General features: G+C 36.9%; 21 protein-coding genes. 4 read left to right on the top strand and 17 right to left on the bottom strand.

All coding sequences use genetic code 11. The features are described 5' to 3' along the window. Positions 1-7: 7 nt before the first annotated feature. Both LS41612_RS08235 and LS41612_RS08230 read left to right on the top strand, forming a co-directional pair. Positions 8-1,054: a TRAP transporter substrate-binding protein gene (locus tag LS41612_RS08235; RefSeq protein WP_024362998.1), complete on the top strand. Its 1,047-nt coding sequence runs from the start codon at positions 8-10 to the stop codon at positions 1,052-1,054. Positions 1,055-1,313: 259 nt separating this feature from the next. Further along, positions 1,314-2,579 carry a dicarboxylate/amino acid:cation symporter gene (locus tag LS41612_RS08230; RefSeq protein ID WP_024362999.1) on the top strand — a complete coding sequence of 422 codons (1,266 nt, stop codon included), beginning with the start codon at positions 1,314-1,316 and terminating at the stop codon, positions 2,577-2,579. A 529-nt stretch (positions 2,580-3,108) separates the two neighbouring features. Here LS41612_RS08230 and LS41612_RS08220 read toward each other — a convergent pair. The 4 genes from LS41612_RS08220 to LS41612_RS08205 form a co-directional block, all read right to left on the bottom strand. Then, positions 3,109-4,545, bottom strand: coding sequence for a four-carbon acid sugar kinase family protein (locus tag LS41612_RS08220; RefSeq protein ID WP_024363001.1), 1,437 nt, complete (start codon positions 4,543-4,545; stop codon positions 3,109-3,111). A gap of 5 nt (positions 4,546-4,550) precedes the next feature. Beyond that, entirely contained in the window at positions 4,551-5,447 is an 897-nt protein-coding gene (gene garR, locus LS41612_RS08215; protein WP_024363002.1) for a 2-hydroxy-3-oxopropionate reductase, read from the bottom strand. A gap of 85 nt (positions 5,448-5,532) precedes the next feature. After that, positions 5,533-6,894 carry a GntP family permease gene (locus LS41612_RS08210; protein ID WP_024363003.1) on the bottom strand — a complete coding sequence of 454 codons (1,362 nt, stop codon included), beginning with the start codon at positions 6,892-6,894 and terminating at the stop codon, positions 5,533-5,535. A 64-nt stretch (positions 6,895-6,958) separates the two neighbouring features. Then, complete coding sequence (locus LS41612_RS08205; protein ID WP_024363004.1) at positions 6,959-7,807, bottom strand: MurR/RpiR family transcriptional regulator; 849 nt, start codon at positions 7,805-7,807, stop codon at positions 6,959-6,961. A 283-nt stretch (positions 7,808-8,090) separates the two neighbouring features. Here LS41612_RS08205 and LS41612_RS08200 point away from each other — a divergent pair, with 283 nt between their 5' ends. Next, a complete protein-coding gene (locus tag LS41612_RS08200) occupies positions 8,091-8,627 on the top strand; it encodes a tubby C-terminal domain-like protein (RefSeq protein WP_024363005.1) in 537 nt (178 codons plus the stop codon). A 50-nt stretch (positions 8,628-8,677) separates the two neighbouring features. After that, positions 8,678-8,875, top strand: a complete 198-nt coding sequence (locus LS41612_RS08195; protein ID WP_024363006.1) for a YwbE family protein — start codon at positions 8,678-8,680, stop codon at positions 8,873-8,875. Positions 8,876-8,960: 85 nt separating this feature from the next. On the opposite strand, the gene LS41612_RS08190 is transcribed toward LS41612_RS08195, so the two are convergent. The 13 genes from LS41612_RS08190 to rpoD all read right to left on the bottom strand — a co-directional run bounded on the left by LS41612_RS08190 (position 8,961) and on the right by rpoD (position 20,012). Continuing rightward, the gene (locus tag LS41612_RS08190; RefSeq protein WP_024363007.1) at positions 8,961-9,851 is read right to left on the bottom strand and encodes a PhzF family protein; all 891 of its coding nucleotides are present in this window, start codon (positions 9,849-9,851) and stop codon (positions 8,961-8,963) included. Positions 9,852-10,023: 172 nt separating this feature from the next. Then, on the bottom strand, positions 10,024-10,560 hold the full coding sequence (locus tag LS41612_RS08185; protein WP_024363008.1) for an NADPH-dependent FMN reductase: 537 nt from the start codon (positions 10,558-10,560) through the stop codon (positions 10,024-10,026). Positions 10,561-10,887: 327 nt separating this feature from the next. After that, the gene (locus LS41612_RS08180; RefSeq protein WP_024363009.1) at positions 10,888-11,136 is read right to left on the bottom strand and encodes a DUF2164 domain-containing protein; all 249 of its coding nucleotides are present in this window, start codon (positions 11,134-11,136) and stop codon (positions 10,888-10,890) included. A 147-nt stretch (positions 11,137-11,283) separates the two neighbouring features. After that, positions 11,284-11,910, bottom strand: coding sequence for an ABC transporter ATP-binding protein (locus LS41612_RS08175; protein WP_024363010.1), 627 nt, complete (start codon positions 11,908-11,910; stop codon positions 11,284-11,286). 22 nt (positions 11,911-11,932) lie between these two features. Further along, a complete protein-coding gene (locus LS41612_RS08170; RefSeq protein WP_024363011.1) occupies positions 11,933-13,945 on the bottom strand; it encodes a bacteriocin-associated integral membrane family protein in 2,013 nt (670 codons plus the stop codon). Between the two features lie 89 nt (positions 13,946-14,034). Then, positions 14,035-14,457 carry a lactococcin 972 family bacteriocin gene (locus tag LS41612_RS08165; RefSeq protein WP_024363012.1) on the bottom strand — a complete coding sequence of 141 codons (423 nt, stop codon included), beginning with the start codon at positions 14,455-14,457 and terminating at the stop codon, positions 14,035-14,037. A gap of 81 nt (positions 14,458-14,538) precedes the next feature. After that, on the bottom strand, positions 14,539-14,730 hold the full coding sequence (locus tag LS41612_RS08160; RefSeq protein ID WP_024363013.1) for a hypothetical protein: 192 nt from the start codon (positions 14,728-14,730) through the stop codon (positions 14,539-14,541). Between the two features lie 251 nt (positions 14,731-14,981). Next, positions 14,982-15,206: a hypothetical protein gene (locus LS41612_RS08155; protein WP_024363014.1), complete on the bottom strand. Its 225-nt coding sequence runs from the start codon at positions 15,204-15,206 to the stop codon at positions 14,982-14,984. Between the two features lie 15 nt (positions 15,207-15,221). Then, complete coding sequence (locus LS41612_RS08150) at positions 15,222-16,343, bottom strand: Nif3-like dinuclear metal center hexameric protein (protein WP_024363015.1); 1,122 nt, start codon at positions 16,341-16,343, stop codon at positions 15,222-15,224. A gap of 1 nt (position 16,344) precedes the next feature. Then, positions 16,345-17,037, bottom strand: coding sequence for a tRNA (adenine(22)-N(1))-methyltransferase (locus tag LS41612_RS08145; protein ID WP_024363016.1), 693 nt, complete (start codon positions 17,035-17,037; stop codon positions 16,345-16,347). Positions 17,038-17,195: 158 nt separating this feature from the next. After that, entirely contained in the window at positions 17,196-17,546 is a 351-nt protein-coding gene (gene cccA, locus LS41612_RS08140) for a cytochrome c550 (protein WP_024363017.1), read from the bottom strand. 489 nt (positions 17,547-18,035) lie between these two features. Next, positions 18,036-18,599, bottom strand: coding sequence for a hypothetical protein (locus LS41612_RS08135; RefSeq protein ID WP_024363018.1), 564 nt, complete (start codon positions 18,597-18,599; stop codon positions 18,036-18,038). A gap of 285 nt (positions 18,600-18,884) precedes the next feature. Continuing rightward, a complete protein-coding gene (gene rpoD, locus LS41612_RS08130) occupies positions 18,885-20,012 on the bottom strand; it encodes an RNA polymerase sigma factor RpoD (protein ID WP_024363019.1) in 1,128 nt (375 codons plus the stop codon). Positions 20,013-20,043 lie beyond the last annotated feature (31 nt).

The following is a 20,043-nucleotide window of genomic DNA, read 5'->3' as shown; positions in this document are numbered from 1 at the left end:
GTATTATATGAAAAATTTTATTTTTGGAACGATTGCCACTGTTTTCGTTTTAACGATTGTATTTAGTATACAGCAAGGTTTTCTGTTTTCGAAAACCTTGCCGTATGATGATGAACAAAAAGGACTCGACAAACAAATTACCATCCATTTAAGTCATGTTGTAGCGGAGAATACGCCGAAAGGACAAGCTGCAACTAAATTTGCAGAACTTGTTGAAGAAAAAACAAATGGTAAGGTTAAAGTACATGTCTATCCAAATGCCTCGCTATATAACGATGAAAATGAATTCCAAGCGTTACAAGATGGAAAAGTTGAAATGATTATCCCTACTTTTTCTAAAATGACTTCTTACCTACCAGATTGGCAAGTACTTGATCTGCCCTATCTATTTCATACAGATGATGAAGTACGTGAAGTTTTGACAGGACCCATCGGTGAACAATTACTAGATGAGCTGAAGCCTTTTAATGTTCGCGGCCTCGGTTTTTGGCATAATGGCTTTAAACATTTAACTGCCGAGCATCCAATTCATTCATTTGAGGATTTACAAGGGTTACGCATACGTACCATGCCAAGCAAAACACTTGAAAAACAATTCAGCTTAGCAGGTGCAACGCCAGTATCGATTTCCTTTAGTGAAATTTTTACTGACCTTGAAGCACACGCTATCGATGCACAAGAGAACACGGCATCTAATATTTTTTCCAAAGGCTTTTACAAAGTTCAAAAAAATATGACATTAACTAAACATGGTATTTTAGGTTATTCGGTTTTAATGAATGAAAAATTTTGGGAACAGCTACCACCCAAAGTTCAAAAACAACTAATGGAAGCGATGAAAGAAACTACTGACTGGCAATTTAAGCAAGCAGTTTTTATGAACAGCAATGATTTACGTAAACTACAACAAGAGAACGATTTTGAAATTTACACAATGAATGATGCAGAACGACAACGTTTTCAAGAAAAACTAGCTCCTGTCTATGATTTCTATAAAGCCGATGTCAAACAGCATCATATACTATCTGAAATCCAAAAAATTGTTTCTCCCTAAACTTTTTGGTCATTTTGGCTAAATCCTCACTTTTCGTGAGGATTTTTTCTTTTGTATTATAATAGATTCAATAATTTATAATCTACTATAAAACAGCCTTCAACCCTTGATATTACTAACTTCCAAACTATCGAAACGAAAAATGAACAAAATGAACAATAGAAACTTTACGGTCATAAAAACTATTGTCGGAAAATTTCAGCTATGATAACCACATGAAAGCGTTCACAAATTATACATTTTTCAAGGGGGAAGTATTATGCGTATAAATTTTAAAAACTTAACGGTACAAGTGCTGATTGCCATCGTACTCGGTATTATTGTTGGAGCCGCATTCCCAGAGTTCGGTGCTAGCTTAAAAATACTAGCTGATATATTTATTAAATTAATTAAGATGTTAATTGCACCTATAATTTTCTTAACGGTCGTTATCGGAATTGGTAGCATGGGCGATGTGAAAAAGGTCGGAAAAATTGGTGGGAAAGCATTAATTTATTTTGAAATTGTCTCTACTTTCGCACTTGCGATTGGCTTACTTGTAGTAAATATTATTCAACCTGGTAAAGGATTTAATACTGATGCAGCCAATGCTGCAGATGTTGCTCAATATACAGAGCAAGCTGCTGCTGCTGAGCATGGATTTGGAGCATTTATAATGCAAATTATCCCTGATAATGTAGTTGGTGCACTAGCAAATGGCGAGTTATTGCCTGTCTTATTTTCTGCAGTATTATTCGGTTTAGCTGCTGCTGCTATAGGTGAACCAGCAAAACCTGTTATCAAATTTTTTGAACACGTTGCAGATATTTTCTTTAAAATTGTCAATATGGTGATGAAAATTTCTCCAATTGGTGCATTTGGTGCGATGAGTTACACAATTGGGAACTTCGGTTTAAAATCGCTTGGTAATTTAGGTTTCTTAATGCTCTCTGTGTACCTTACAATGTTCCTATTTATTGTTGTCATTATTGGTTTAATTACACGTTACTTTGGCTTTAATATTTTTAAATTTATTAAATACATCAAAGATGAAATTTTTATCGTAATCGGTACTTCTTCTTCAGAATCTGCGCTACCTTCTATGATGCGCAAATTAGAAAATTACGGTTGTTCAAAACAAGTTGTTGGACTTGTTATGCCAACAGGTTATTCTTTTAACTTGGACGGTACTTCCATTTATTTATCCATGGCGGCTATTTTTATTGCCCAAGCTTATGGGGTAGATTTAGATATTTGGCATCAGCTTACTTTACTAGGGATTTTAATGTTAACTTCTAAAGGTGCTGCCGGTGTCACAGGCTCAGGCTTTATTACGCTAGCTGCAACACTTGCTGCATTCCCGATGATTCCTGTAGAAGGTATTGCTCTGTTAATAGGTGTAGACCGCTTTATGTCAGAGGCTCGTGCTGTCACTAACCTAATTGGTAACGGTGTAGCAACAGTTGTCGTATCGAAGATGGAAAAAGAATTTGATACGGACCAAGAAAAACGCGCTCTTTCAGGTGAAATGATTCACAACGCTTAAACATAAAACATCCAATCTACTTGTAAAGTTAGTAGATTGGATGTTTTTTATAGTAAGTCAATCCTTTTGCTAGTTTTCTTCCACGCCCCGTGTCTTAAGAAATTTTGTAGTCAAGCGAATCAGAAAAGCACTTACTATTGCTATTCCCAAAAACGACGTCACTATAAAAACGATCGGGGAACCTATAAAAACGAACATCACATCGGTATGACTTTCTGCTACATATCTCTCCCCTAGTTTTACCTTTCCGAAAATCTCTTTAATATATGACCATCCATACATAATGAAAACGAATAGTATATGTAGGACTAACGAACAAAAAAATGCCTGCACAGCCGTTTTCAGCATAAACTTTTCCTAGTTAGCTGAAACATAGGAAAGAATGTACACCAAATCATCAATTTTTCCACTTCCCTTTTCTATGGAATAAATAACTATTTTAACATAAAAAGAAAAACCGTAACGCCTTCATTAGTAGCAAGAAGTTCGGTTTATCTTTTCTCTAAAAGGTTAAATATGTTCAAAATGGTTACTTTATTTCTCCTTCCAACACTTCAATCACTTCTTTTAGCGTATTGATTGTGCCGACATTGCCAGGGAAAATGATGTAACATGAATCGGGGAATTTGCTTTCTTGTCCTATTTTCCATACGGGAATTCCGGGTTTTATTTGGCCAGCTACTGTCGCACGCTTAACCGATAGTCCAATTGTTCCCACGCTTGAAGAAGTAATTCCGCCTTTTGCAACAATGTATTTTGGCTGTACCTGTAAGTTGTAAACAATACTTGTCACAGCATTTGAAATTTTAACGGCTAATTGAAGTTCGTTTTCACCTTGGTTTTCTCCTAAATCTAGCCTCTCGCGACGAGTGTAATACACTACAGATTTACCTGCACTGATTAACTCTTCGCAAGTAGTGCGAACACGTTGAATCTCTTGTTGAAACTTCTCATCATCATGTACAAGATGAACGTCAAGCTCTACCCCTGTGACAAGACCACTATCCAGAAGTGCGTATAATTGGTCTGTTGTTTTTTGCACATGGGAACCAACTACAATCAGTCCCCCGCTGGACGACTTATCTGTCATCAGCTCATCTCTTGATAAAAGTGGCTTATATGAAATACCGCCTAAAACTTTTGTTAATGAAGCGGCACTCCTAAAAATAAATGATTTCCCTGCTTTCATGACTTGAAGCAAGGCAATAACAAATACTTCAACATCACTATAAGCTGCTGCATTGACAACGATTTTCCTAAAATTTTTTGCAGCTAGTAATTGCGCTTGTATGGCTTTCATATTTTGTGAGCGTAAGTCTTCAAGAGTGATATAAATTGTATCTTCTTTTGTATAAGCACCTTTTGTTTTTTCTTCAATCCATTCGCCCAAATGAGAGGAAACAAAACCAAAAGTACGGTCTTTTGCAAATTCAGTTTCACCTGCTGGAACAAGTTCATCTCCATACTGAACATAATGAATATTATGGATTGTTAAACGACCGCCTTCTTCAAAAAAAGGAATAATAATTTCCCCATCAAACGTTGTATCAGAAATTTCTTCAATTGAAGTTTTCAATGTTTCCGTCTCTAGAGGGTAATGGCCTCGCAATGTGGAATCCCCTCGACTAATCAACACATAAGGCTTTCCTTCTTGCAAAGAAATAGCATGTACACGGTGTGCGATGTCCCGATGGACGACTGCTGTTTCCTCTGCTGAAAAACTGCGGGAGTTTGTTAACAGAAAAAAAACCTGATTCTTTTCGCGAAATCCTTGCTTAATGCTTTCTTCTGTCCAATCCGTATAAACCGAAACACCATGAACGGTTTGAACGCCGGTTGGGTCATCATCAAGAACAACGATTTTATGATGAAAACTCCTTAGCTCATCCTTTAATTTTAGTTGAATTTGCTTATGATTCGCTTCAAGAAGGCTCGATAACACTTCCGATGTTTTTTTCTTTACCACGATTATTACCCCTCTCTTGAAACTTCAACATTCGCTAATTTCTCATAATGTTGAACAATGCTTGCGTGATCCAATCTCTCTTTTCCATCTGCCTTTAAACTATAAAAAATTTCTAAAAGTTGCGCCGATAATGGCAGTGGAACAGCTAGCTCATGTGCAGTATTCATTACATTTTTTATATCTTTCAGATTAATGTCGACACGGCCACCCGCTTGAAAGTTTCGATTAAGAATCATTGGAATTTTAGCATCCATTACGGTGCTTCCCGCAAGTCCTCCACGAATTGCCTCGTACATTTTCCCCACATTAATACCGGCTTTTGTCGCTAGCACAAGTGCTTCGGAAATAGCAGCAATATTTAAATTTACAATGATTTGATTGGCTAGCTTTGCTGTAGTGCCACAACCTGGATCACCAACATGGACAATGTTACTCCCCATATTCCCAAGAATGTCTTTTACCTTTTCAAATACCTCTTCCTTTCCACCAACCATAATTGTCAATGTTCCATCAATTGCCTTTGGCTCTCCACCACTAACTGGTGCATCAAGGAAATGGACGCCTCGATTGGCAGAGAGCTCAAACATTTCTTTTGATTCTGACGGTGTGACTGAGCTCATGTCGATAATAATCATATCCCGACGAGCACCTTCCATTACCCCATGTTCGCCGAAAATAGCTTGGAAAACATCTGCCCCTTGCGGTAGCATTGTAATCACCACATCACTTGTTAATGCTACTTCCTTACTAGAAGTTGCCTTGTTAGCACCATCTTGTGCAAGCATATCAACTGTGGTTGTATTTATATCGTATACAGTCACATCATTACCTTTTTTTAAAAGGTTGCGAACCATTGGTGCCCCCATAATGCCAAGTCCAATAAATCCTATTTTTTTCTTCATTTTGACTTCAGCTCCAATCTAGTTGTTTATTAATCAGTGATAAATACCTTTTTCGTATCTAAAGCAACGCTATTAAACAAGTAAATTATAACCCTGGTAAAATCCCTTGGAATATGCTGAGAATGTAGACGAATAGTAATACGGTTACACCTGATAAGAAGCCCCCAATTGTCCAAACTCTTATTGTTTCTGTTATAGATAAACGTCCAAATTTACTTACTACCCAAAAACCTGAATCGTTAGGAAGTGATAAACCGACCCCGCCTGCACAAATTGCAAGACCCAATAGGACTGGCGATACGCCAAGTTCCGTCGCTATCGGACCCATGATTGCAGATGTTGTCACTAACGCAACCGTGGCAGACCCAAGCGATGCACGAAGAATTTGCGAAAATAAAAATGCAAGTAATAAGGCAGGCATATTAAGCCCTTGCATCATAGCAATAAGTAAATCACCAATGCCTGTTTCTTGAACCACTTTACCAAAGGCACCACCTGCTCCAGTAATAAGGATGACCAAACCGCTTTGATTAAACGCTTTGGCAAACACAGTTTTAGAATCTTCCTTGATGTATGGCTTTAAGGCAAACATCGCGACAACTAAACTAATTAACAGTGCAACATTTTTATCTCCAATAACGGAAAAAAAGGTCGGAACGAAATGTTCTGGGTTGCCTCTGAATAGTAAATTCATGAATGTGTTCGATAAAATCAATATAATTGGTAAAGCGAGTATGCTAAATGAAAGAACTGTTGAAATTTCTTTTCTGTCAGCAATTGTGCTATTTCCTTCAGACATTTCATAATCATCAAGACGTCCATTATTTGCAATGCGCTTCCCGATAAACTTTCCATACATGACGCCACCTACGAGTACGCCAGGAATGGAAACAAGCAATCCATAAAGAAGAAATACTCCGATATCCGAGCCTGTTTGGTCAGCAACCACTAATGGCCCTGGTGTCGGGATAATTAAACTATGGGCAGTAATTAATCCAATCGAAAGAATTGCAACAAAAGTAGAAAGTGCTATTTTTGTTTTAAGAGAAATATTTTGGATTAATTTATGTAAAATAATAAACGCTGCATCAAAGAATACAGGAATTGAAACAGTAATCGATGTCATTGCAATAGCGTAAGGAGATTTTTTCACCTCAAAGACGCTTAGCATCCCAGTAGCAATTTTATTAATGGCCCCTGATGATGCTAAAAATTGACCAAATAATATTCCAAGTCCGATTAGAATACCAACACCAGCTAGTGTATTGCCAAATCCGGTAGCGATAATGCCAGGGATTTCTTTCGCTGGAATGCCTGACAATAAGCCAAGACCAAGGGCAACCACTAAAAGAGAGACAAAGGCATCCCATTTGAATCTAATAATAAGGACAAATAAAACAATTAAAGCAAGAACAAATCCAAAAATGAGTGTATGACCTGTTAACATTGTAGTGTATCCTCCTTAAGTAAAAAGTTAGTTAAGGTGACAACGCTTACATTTTATTTATCATTTACTTCTTCATTCTAGTAACAGCTAATCTTGAACGATTAATGGATTCTTTTACATGACTCCCTCCGATTGCAACAACCCTTGTAAATAAGGTGTCAATTAAAGCAAGTTGCACGAGGCGACTGACCATCGCATCCGATCGCTTTTCTGTCTCTTGCGCCTGCGTAAGAAGCAACGTATCAGCCATTTGAGCAAGCGTTGTGTTTGAATTCGATGTAATAACAATGACAAATGCTCCACTTTTTTGACTCATTTTCACTACCTCTATAATATTGACTGTTTCTCCAGAATGCGATATGACAATGACAACATCATCTTTACACATATGGTTAGCATAAATCGCTTGGTAATGTGGATCCTTTACAGCAATTGTCGTACCGCCCATTCTCATAAATTTATGAGCACCGTCTTCTGCAATGTTACCAGAAAGACCTTGTCCGAAAAAAAACACTCTGTCTGCTTTTGAGATAATTTGAACCGCTTCTTCCATCTGTTGAACGTTTATTTTTTCTTTCGTCATCGACATCGCTGTGGCAAGCTGATCGGCCATTTTATCGAAAACGACATCAGCAAGATCTTCATCCTTAATCTCATTGTAATTCCCTATTGATGTGATACCGTTATTTACTTGTTCTTGAGCAAGTGCTACTTTTAACTCTTGGTAACTAGCATATCCAAGCTTTCTATACAGTCGAACAACACTCGGCTCACTCACCTTGCTTAATAGTGAAAGTTCGTTCATTGACAGCAAAAAGGGTTGCTCATGCATTTTTAGCTGCTCGACTACCTTCCTCTCAGAAATAGTTAGCGAGCTCATTTTGCTATTAATTCTTTCTTCAAAGCTTAACAATTGAAAATCACCTCCCAAATTTATTTGTAATTTTACTACATAAAAAAAGCGTGATACAAGTTTTTTTAGAAAAAAGACATATTATTGTTATTATTATTTTAATTTAATCATATATATATTAAAAAATGTAGTGAAATTACAAAAAGTTAAATGCCGTTTCACAGGAAGAAATAACATCGATTCGGAGCAGACAGCATGCACAAAGTTAAAATGATTCCCAACACTCAATAATGAAACCTCCAGTCTTGCTTACTCGTATAGTAAGTAAATTGGAGGTTTTTTTATGGCAACATTTACACTTACATATTCCCAAGCATTTGATAGACCGTCAAAGTACCCTATCCTAAATAGTCACCATGAAACAGTTTGTATTCTCCAACCTGTCGAACGTTCCAATATTGTAAAAGTACTGAATGTAGCTGCGCTAGTAGCAACACAACAATCGTTGCCACATCGCTATGAAACGCGCACTACGAAAGGAGAAGCTCTTTTTCAAGTGCGTTCCACACTGATAACACAAGGTGTAAGCCATCACTTAATCATGCCAGATGGAAGCATGATAGCTATTCAGCGAAAAACGGTTCAATTATTGGAATCTTCCTATTCCTTTACAATGGATGGCCTCGTCTTTCGTTTTGAGAAAGACTTTACTTCAACCGCATTTTTATATTGCAATGATGAAAAAATTGCGAGTGCAAGCTTTGTAGATAGTGGGATTCGTCGCGAAGGAATTGTCTTTAAACTGTTTCAATCAGATGATACTTTATTTGTCGCTTTAGTAGCCTCACTTTTTCAATCTCTATTTGCCATAGGTAACTAACGACACATATGCTATAATTTGAGTCATGCTATATAAATGTGAGGTACAGTATGAACGGTCAAAATCGAAAAGATATTTATCCGGGCCTAGAGGTCAATATAATTCTTAAAAAAGATCAGCGAACAGGTGTTAAAACGAGAGGTATCGTGAAAGATATTTTAACCAACTCCTCGAACCATCCACATGGTATTAAAGTTCGTTTAACAGATGGCCAAATAGGTAGAGTGTGTGACATACTACAAAAGTAAAGAACGTATAACAAAAGAGACTGTTCTAATAAAGAACAGTCTCTTTTGTTTGAAATTGTATGAGAATTGTTTGAGTGACTGGCACTTAAATTTGGACTTTTAATTCCTTTACATAGACAGCTGTTCCTGTGATTGAAATGTCCAATTCACCATCTACTTTGTTTACATGAACATGGACGCGACCATCTCGGTCAAGCTCTTGACCTTGCTCAACAACGAGTGTTTTTGGATATAACACTTCAGAATCGATGTACTTTGCGTAATATGCTCCCATGACGCCTGAAGCCGTCCCCGTTACGATATCTTGTATTGTGCCAGAGTATGGCGATGAAAAATGTCTAGCATGCATATCTGCCGACTTATCGAATGCTTGTAAACAAAATGGATGCAACGATGCTGTTGGCATTTCTTGTAATATAGACGGAAATGTAGCAGTTTGTGGACTCATTTTTTCAAACGAGGCTAAGTGTTGGACAGGTATTAATAAAGTCCATAAGCCTGTGCTCCCATAGACAATGGGTAATTCTGCATGTAATTCATCTTCGTTTAAACCGATCGACTGTGCAAGCGCTGCCTTAGAACCGTTAAAATCTACGAATTGTGGTGCCGCATGTTGCATTGTTATGTATAGCTTTTCCTCTTTTTCTTCCAGCAGGATTGGCAATATCCCCGCCTTCGTTTCAATTGTAATGCTTGATTTATTTGCTAAAAACCCTTGTGTTTGTAGAGCATAAATGGTTGCCATTGTGGCGTGTCCACATAAATCCACCTCGTGCCCTGGTGTAAAATAACGGATACGTATGTCTGCTTGATTAGATGGCAAGGCAAAGGCAGTTTCATTAAAGCCTACCATTTTAGCAATCTCTTGCATTTCTTGCTCACTGTATTGGCTTCCTTCCACTACAACCCCAGCAGGATTCCCCTTATTAGGCTCCGTACTAAATGCATCATAATGTTGAACAGTTACTATTTGCATAAACTTCCCCACTTTTTGTTAGAATGTTATCAAGGTATTTGCCAGAACTTTTTTCTAATGAATTCTGCTACCTTTATCATAATGCATTTGATTATCCAATGGAGAAGTTTCTTTGAATTTTCATAATTGTTTGGGTGACTGGCACTAGCATACTGGTGTATGCTAGTGCTGCTTAGCGAATGGTTTTTAAAGCATTCGCCCATGGAATAACTTGATCGAGCATTTGGTTGACTGAATCGGCTTGCACCTCTTTTGGCTTAAATACTGTGCCATTTTCAAAATCTGTGAATAAAGATAGTGCAGGATGTACACGAACATCTGCTACTAATAATTCACCAAGAATTCCGCGTAAATGTTCTGCGGCACGAGCACCACCTACAGAACCGTAAGACACAATACCTGCTGCTTTATTATTCCATTCTTGACGTAAATAATCTAAAGCGTTTTTAAGTGCTCCTGAAATAGAGTGATTATACTCTTGCACAATAAATACAAAACCATCACATGCAGCAACTCTTTGTGACCACGCAGCTGCGCCCGAAGCATCGCCACCTGGCTCTCCTAAAAGGGGTAGTTTGAATTCAGCAATATCAATCATTTCATATTCTGCATCGCGGCGTTTTTCAGCTATTTCTTTTACCCACTGCCCCACTTGTGGGCTTAACCGTCCTTCACGTGTGCTACCTAAAATAATCCCAATTTTCAACATTTCTATTCCTCCTTAATAATAACGAAAGTGTATTAACAGCCTGTAAAATGCATTCTCTTAGCCATGGTGTGCAAGACAACAGCACTTTATTCAATAAAAATACGATAAAGCAGGCTTTAAATCTTGAATTCAAGATATATACTTTGTACAAATTTATCTTGGAGTTATATACTTTGGAGTCAATTATCTTTAATTCGAGATAAAATTACCATATATTCCTTCTATTTGTCAATTATTTAATTGTATTTTTTTGTTTTTAAACCAATGTATACCAAATTGAAATACTAATAAGAGAAACAATTTGCTGCATTGTTTCTCTTTTACTTGTCATTTTATTTTTATTGGGCGTTCCAAAGCGATAAGTTCTTCGTCCAGCGCTGATAATTGACTTTCCACTACATATTTTGCATCTGAAATGGCCGCATTATAAATATATGGAGCAATATTCTCTTTTACAAAATCAAATACCCTTTGTGCCTCAAAATCGGAAATATCCTCTTCACGTTGATTATAGAAAAAGCGTTGTATATCGGCGATGATTTGTTCTTGTTGCTCCTTAGTTAAACGAATAAACACATTTCGCCACTCCCTTCTGCATTGCGTTAAATCAAGTATAGACGAAGGTAGAAATTTGTATAGTGAATTTTTATTTTTATTACATTTAAATGTAGGTTGTCATGAAGCCCTGGAACACCAGAACAATATTCCACCGTTTCGCTTCTTTTACATAAATGGATTCAAATTAATACTTCGATCACAAACACTTACAAGCCTTTCATCATGCGTTGCAATAATCACACTAGCACCGTTTTCACTACACTTTCTTAGTAGATTAATAATGACTTCTCTGTTCATTTGATCAAGTGATGCTGTTGGTTCATCCGCATAGATAATTGAAGCCTTCTTATAAATTGCACGCGCTACGCCTAGTCGCTGTTTTTCTCCTCCTGATAACACAGCCGCCATTTCCTGACCTCTTCCCCCAAGTCCAACCGTATGTAGAATTTCCTCCACAATCTTTGCCTTTGCTTGTTGCTTATTTAATGTCACGTTATAACTAATGTTTTCATCCTCAATAATCCCATAATCTTGATAAATAAATGCCGCTTTATCTTTCCAAAAACTTGTTTTTTCTTTTTCCTTCCATTTACTAGCATTTTGATTTTCTATTAGGATGTCCCCGCTATTAACTGATTGGATAAGCCCTAAACAATTTAAAAGTGTTGTTTTGCCACTACCAGATGGACCGGTAATGGCAATCATTTCATTCGGGTTGATCTCTAAGGAAATATTAGAAAAAATCGTTTTTCCACTAATTTCAATGCCAATTTTTTGTGTTTTAATAATCATATCAATTACTCCTTTAGTACATTTAATTGTACCGATGACTCGTACGATAAAATGCTTGTTTTGCTGAATTTTTAAAGGAAATAGTACTACCTATCAGATAGAAACAGCCGACAATCAATGCAGATGGAAGTAAAACACTAAGTTGCACATAGTGTATAAAATAACCAATTACAGAACCGACAATTGTTGTTAGAATGATGATAAATAGTTGTCGCTTTAAAACCGGTCCAATAATCGATGTGTATGGGTAACCAAAGGTGTGCAAGGTGAAAATACGTTTACCATTCGTGCCAGCCCATAGTCTGCCATTCAATACAGCAGTCAACAGCATTGTTACGAAAATTAGCAGTCCCGCTACAATATAGTAAACGTATTGTTGTTTAAACCTTTGAGCCGTTTCCAAAGCAACGTCTGCTATCCCATTAATCGACGTGATAGAAGATTTCATAACGGAGTTAGCTAAAGCGGCTTGTAAATGATCTTCATCAAAAAAAACGATATTTCCGCTAGAAGCTAAAGATATTAAGAACCCTTTCGTTTTTACAATGTCTGTTAGATGACCATCTATCAGTATAACTAACGGATTTTCTGCTTGCACTGTTTCACCTGCTAAACCAACATTTGGTGGTAATGCAAGAAATTTCATTCCCTTATATTCGTAAAAAGTCAAACCTTGCGCTGGATAAACATCATTATGTTTCGTCCATAACGGAATTTGCCCTTCTAAAAACGATGCCAATTCATCTGGTAAATCTTTATCATTTTTTGCAATGAGTTTCCCGCCCTTGCCTTCTGTTTCCACACCTATTTCTAGCAAATCAATCCAAGCACGATCTGTTATAATAATATGATCATATCCTCCCATTTGATGTGACTCTAAAAAAATCGCTTTATTGATAACTAAAGAAAGACTTAAATTATTAGCTTCTTGCATTTTAGAAAAAAAAGCTTCTACCTCGGGAAGAGTCGACTCTTGTTCTAATGAATCCAAGTCAAACATTGATAGCCGAACGATATTGTGCATTTTGTCCCAAAGCGCATATTCTTTCGACAGTTGATTGGTTATTAGTAAAGAGGTGATGATGGTCGGTATAACAATTAGCGATAAAATCATAACAAGAACCTGACTTAGCTTTCCCATTACGAAAAACCGCTTCAACGGAATTTGTCTTTTGGCTATATGGGCAGCTTTTGGACTAGCAGTTAGCGAAAGCAATGCTGTGATGATGCCAACAACAATTAAGAATAGCATTAGACAAAGTAGTAGAGGATTCAATACGAATGGAATTTGTCGAATGTCCTTTACGACACCTACATAGCATAATGAAATGAACAAACCTAACAAAAATCCGACAAAGATAAAAGATAATATAGTCGTTGTATCTTCCACATGAATTTTCCCTGCTTTAACACCACCTAATAATCGAATAGACCTTGCTTTTGCATGTTGAAATATCCAAGTAATAATGGTCGTTACTAATAACAGCAAGGAAGCGAGCAAAGCATTTCCTATACCATTTTGAAATAAATATGCATAAACGATTGTAAGTAGCGATGGTTCTTGAACAAATAAAATCCTAATTTGATGCTGTTGCGCCCAATGTTTCAGTGCTTCTTGAAAATCTTTTCCAGCGTTAAAAGCATAGGTGCCAGATAAAGAACGGGTGCCTATATCTGCAGTTGAAAGCAATTCACCTGTTAAAGCAGATTCGAACCACTTAATCGCATTGTGCTCTATAAGCAAACCATGAAATGCTGGTATAGCAGTCCCAAAATAGAGAATATCTTTTTTGTTGTCGTAGTTTTCTGGATCAACTGAAGTTTTGACTACAATTGCATTATATTGATCTGTTAGTCGGTTAAGATCCGAAACCAATTGATCTTTTGCAATAGTGGTTTCAGCAAGATTTAAATCAAATTGATTCGTAGTGCCTAATGGCAACCGCTGTTGGACAAGTGAGGTATATTGAAAAATAAGCAGAGACAGCATCATTACACAAATCAAAGATGTCAGTTGCACTGCTCTTTTAAGCATAACCACTCCTCCTAAATACTTAATTGAGAAGCTTGGAAAGCCTACTGCCAAAGACATTCCAAGCCTCTAAAGTATGGAATCTTTAGTAATTAATCGCATACTCGATAGTAATATCGATCAACGTGAGTAGGATACTGCACCGCCCAAAGTTCAGCAATGGATTTTTGTCCTGCTGCAGTATCAGCTGATCTTGATCGATTACCATTCAACTCTACTGTGCTTCCATGACAGCGATCCACTGTGTAGTAGGAACGAACTTTAACATCCCAAAATCCATACTCCCAAGTGCCACCTTCATGTGGATATTGCGTGATTGGTCCTGGTGCTAGCCATTTACGGGAAATGTCTCCGCGGTTGAATTGATCACTTTGTGTGGCAACCATTGATGTTGTAGCAATTATGGGTTCCTGAATAGCTTTATGGGACACTGCCAAAACGCCAGATGGCAATAACAATAATGCCATCAACGCTAACACTACTATTTTCACCCTCACAGTTTTTTTGGCTAACATATGGCTCACCTCCTTTCATTTGACAAGGAAGAAATTATGGCTATTTTTTATTATGTAATGGATAGAAATTAATAGAACACTTTACTTTCTAAAAAATTTATCTCTCTCCAAATATGTGAATACTGAAAATCCTAAAATGCCAAGTATCGCAATAATCTTTATCCAAATAGGCTTACTTTCATAATCCCTGATTAATGATAGTAACGAAATAAATATTAGCATTAGATAAATATATGGTGCTGGAATCTTTTTAATTTTATCGCCTCTTTTCATATAGAAATATACCTCCTATTTCTAGCATTTTGTTATCATCAACACTGTTCCACATTCCTACAATTCACATTCTCAACGGATTCTCATTTAATTATTTTTTATATAGCATAAGATGATAGAAAAATCAATATATTCTTAATATTTATATAACAATAAAAAAATAGTAGATTTACCTGTAAGTCCATAGCAAAAAAACGCAACCTTTAAAGGAACTTCCTTTAAAAGTTGCGTTCATTCATACGCGAATCATACTATTTTTTACATTCAAACGAATAATTTGTTGCTAGAAAGCTCTTTTCTTTTGACACGATGGCTTTGCCTCCATCGTTTTCACATTGCGCAGTCATGGCATCTATTTTTTTCTCATTCATCATATTTGTCATAAGTGTCATACCGCCACCAAACACAGCAATTAGTAAGCCGATAATAATCCATAACTTGCCTGCATTATTCCCAGCAGGTTTCCCATTTGCCACATGTATTCCCCTCTCTTAAACAAATAAAAATGGTTCTGTATGAATAGTAGATTGGACAAATTCTACTCTATATTTTTTGGTCTCACACAATGTTGCCATTTTTTTCGCAACACCCGCAATCATTACTTTTTCAACATGATGACCTGGGTCTACAATTTGCAAACCAATTGCTTGTGCATCCTGTGCCGTATGGAAATACATATCGCCTGTTAAAAAGACATCGGCACCTGCACGCTTTGCCGTATAAATATACTTATTTCCATCTCCACCTACTAGTGCAATCTTTCTTACTGTTGACTGCAAATCGCCGACAACACGAACAGTTGGTACATCTAGTTGTTTCTTTACAAACTCTGCAAAATCTTGTAACAGCATTTCTTTTGGTAAATAGCCAACACGACCTAATCCCATACGATTCGTTTGTTGCTCCAAGCGAATGATATCATACGCAGGCTCCTCATATGGATGGGCATTTAACAGTGCCTTCAATACGCGGTTTTTAATGGACGCGGGCAAAACCACTTCCACTTTGACTTCTTCCTCGACATGTAATTCTCCAATAGAACCAACATGCGGATTTGCCCCTTCAAGTGCACGAAAACGCCCTTCTCCACTCGATGTATAACTGCACGCTTCATAAGAACCTAAACGACCTGCTCCCGCTTTTGCTAATGCCTCACGCAGCACGTCTGCATCGGCAGTCGGTACAAAAACGCTTAGTTTTAAAACATCCTCAGCATACGTTTCCTCTAAAATAGAGCGATTTTCGAGCAGCAATGCATCAGCTAATAAATCATTGACGCCACCTTCCGCTACATCTAAATTTGTATGTGCGGCATAGACCGCAATATCATGTTTAATAAGTTTTTCGTATAATTGTCCAGCGGGATTGTCCGTACGAATATTCGCTAGTCGACGGAAAATAGGCGGATGATGCGCTATAATCAGTTCACAGCCTTGGGCAATCGCTTCGTCTGCTACGGCGTCATTCACATCTAATGTCACTAATACTTTGTTTACAGGTTTATTTAACGTTCCAATGGCAAGTCCAATTGGATCATTCTCCATACATGCAAGATGCTTTGGTGACCATGATTCAAATAATTGTATAATTTCCTGACCATTTACTGATTTCATGCTATAAAACTCCTTCCACTAAATCAAGTAGTGCTGTTAATTCTGCACGTTTTTCCTCAATTTCAAGAGTTGGCTCTGCCCCTTCAATGGACTGTAAAACACGTTGCCAATTTTCTTTTTCTCGTTGCCATTTCTTTAAAAAAGCTGGTGCTTTACGTAACAATAATTTAGGACCAAATAAGATTTCCGATGGAGATAATGTCATCGCTCCTCTTTGTAAGACAAGAATTTCGTAAATTTTTTCATCTTCTTCTAAAATATCTTCATCGAGAATGGCCCAATTATTTGTTAAAGCCCATTCCCGGATAACTTTTGCATGAATATTAGGTTGCAAAATCAGACGTGTAACACCTTGTAAGCTTTGTGGATGTTTCTCTAATATCGACACAATGAGTGGTCCACCCATACCAGCTATTGTTACAGTATCTACATGATCAGTTGCCTCCACTGCAGCTAAGCCATCTGCCAGTCTAACAGTAATTTTCTCCGTTAACCCTTCTTTTTTTACTTGTCCTAGCGCTGATTCATATGGTCCTTTTACAACCTCGCCGGCTACTGCGCTCGCAGCAATCCCCTTATGAATTAAATAGCATGGTAAATATGCATGATCACTGCCAATATCTGCTACAACCGCACCAGTTGGAACAAATTTTGCCACTGTTTCTAAACGTTTTGATAATTTTTGTGCGTTCATTTTAAACCGCCTACCTTATAAATATAGAGTCCACTCTAGTATGTATGATGTTGAACAAAAAAACAAATGGAGTTGTCTCAGATTTTTGAGCAACTCCATCATAATAGAAGCTGTACTAAAAGCGTAAAGACACTTTTTAGTACAGCCATTTTTTAAAACTATTTTAGAGTAGAAATGTACTCAGCGATTGCTTTTGCTTCCGCTTCGTTTTTCATTCCTGGTGTCATAGGTGTGCCTTCGATACCGTTTGTTAACACGTCTACGATACGAGCTTCATCTAAACCGTGTAGGTTTGGACCAACACCACCAGTTAAGTCACCACCGTGACAACCGATACAAGTTTGTACTAATGCAGAACCATCATCATTAGCTTCTGTAGTTTCGCCACCGCCCTCTTGTTCAGCAGCAATTTCTTTCTTGTTATCTGCGCCTTGTAAAGACATGAAGAAAATAAGACCTATACCAAATGCCAGAATCAAGATGTAAGGAACGACTGGATTGTTTTTCATATGTTTCCCCTCCTCATAATAAGTCTACTTCTATTATAATATAGAATCAGTCAACATCTAATATTGTACTGCATTAAACAAGAAACGAAAAGCCCCATTCGCTAAGTTTTCCTTTGTTTGTAACAATTTCGACATTTCTGTATCAATTGGATAAATTATGTCTTGTTAAACCCAAAATATGGACTGATAATGTACCTTCTAATAACTCAACTCTTTCACTTCTCGCCAATATTTTGCCACCATATTGGCAATCATATACGTCCAATGAAAAATTTAATAGCTGTCGTATAAAACCTTTATGTCCTATTATGCTGTTGATTTATCCTAACAATTTCACAAATAGGTTATACTATTATTTTGATATATTATTATTCGATGTTTTTTCTATTTTTTCTTCTATTTATACTTTTTTAAAAAAGTCATACTACTATATTACAAAAATAAAATACACTGCTATGAATGAAAAGTTCGTCATAGCGGTGTATTTTTTTACATAAAATTATACAAATAATAACCAATAAGTGCTAATAACCCGAGACCACCAGATACTGTGAAATAAAGCAACTTCATTTTGATACCTGATACTAGCCATACCCCACAATTTGCAGCGATAATGACAAACAGCACAGTATTATTTCCACTAAAATATGTAGTATACATGCGAATAGATAAGCTAAATAACAAGATAGCAGCAATAATATGAAAGACAGGTGCTAATAAGTTATTTTTGGTCGCAACTCGAAAAGCCATTATGAATAATGTAATTGTAGCAATGGCTACAATACCTGTTAATAAAAGCAATAAAGAAGTGACTGTAAAATAAATATACAAGAGCAGTAGCATACCCAAGCATAATCCCACTATGAAGAACATCATTTTTCGTTTTTCTAAAGGCAATACTGCCTGTTTATGAGTTGCTTCCTCTAGCTCTTCCACATCATTTCCCTCTGCATAAAGAGTGGCTAGAAAGTCACAGTAGTGCTCTGGTAATAGCTTATTTTGCTTCCAAAACAATATCTCATTTAAAATAATTTTTTTCCGTGGATTTGTCATCGTATTTTCTCCAAACATTGCTTAATAATGGTTGTACTACAATTTTATCTCACAATTAAAGAAAGAACATCTGTAAAAAGTCGCAAAAAACGGAACTTATCATCCGTTCAAATTATGTATTTTTACATCTCTTATATCATTATGTTAAATTTACATGGTTTAATAGTGTTCAAACTGCTAAATGCCCCAAAGAAGGAAAGCTACTTTAAAAATAGCTTATAAACAACAAACCCCGCTACAAAATTTAAGTGGCGGGGTTTGCATATATAAGTTTGAAGTTCTGTTTTACTCTAAGAAATCTTTTAAACGTTTACTGCGAGAAGGGTGGCGCAATTTACGAAGTGCTTTTGCCTCAATTTGACGAATACGTTCACGTGTTACACCAAATACTTTCCCTACTTCTTCTAACGTGCGTGTACGTCCATCATCTAAGCCAAAACGTAAACGTAGTACGTTTTCTTCACGGTCTGTTAATGTATCTAATACATCTTCTAGCTGTTCTTTTAACAATTCATAGGCTGCATGATCAGAAGGAGATTGAGCCTCTGAGTCTTCAATGAAGTCCCCTAAATGTGAATCGTCTTCTTCACCGATTGGCGTTTCAAGAGATACTGGTTCTTGCGCGATTTTTAAAATTTCACGTACTTTTTCAGGTGTTAAATCCATTTCCTCGCCAATTTCTTCTGGAGACGGTTCACGACCTAAGTCCTGTAATAATTGACGTTGCACACGAATTAATTTGTTAATTGTTTCTACCATGTGCACAGGGATACGTATTGTACGTGCTTGGTCCGCTATCGCACGTGTAATCGCTTGACGAATCCACCATGTTGCATAAGTGGAGAACTTAAAACCTTTACGATAGTCGAATTTTTCAACTGCCTTAATAAGTCCCATATTCCCCTCTTGAATTAAATCAAGGAATAACATTCCACGGCCCACATAGCGTTTGGCGATTGATACAACAAGACGTAAATTCGCTTCAGCTAAACGTTTACGCGCTTCTTCATCCCCTTGCTCAATACGTTCTGCCAGTGCAATTTCTTGCTCAGCAGAAAGTAAATCTACACGACCAATCTCTTTCAAATACATACGAACAGGATCATTAATTTTTACCCCTGGTGGTACGCTTAAATCATTTAAATCGAACGTTTCTTCGTTAGCTTCTTCTTTCATTAAGCTTTCTTCTTCAAATTCTTCTTTACCGATAATTTGAATGTCTTTATGTTTTTCAAGATCTTCAGCGAAATGAAAAACTTCTTCATTTTCCAACTCATAAGGCAGTAATTTCTCTGAAATTTCTTTCATTGAAATTTCACCTTCTGTTTTCGCCTTTTCTTGTAGTAATTTTTTTGCTTCATCTAATGTAATTTCTACTTCTACCTCTTTTGAACGTTCAGACTTGTCCGCCATAAACCTTCCTCCTTCTAAACAACCGAATCGG

Source organism: Lysinibacillus sphaericus, from assembly GCF_002982115.1.
Taxonomy (GTDB): domain Bacteria; phylum Bacillota; class Bacilli; order Bacillales_A; family Planococcaceae; genus Lysinibacillus; species Lysinibacillus sphaericus.
This window is presented reverse-complemented; position numbering and strand designations above follow the sequence as displayed.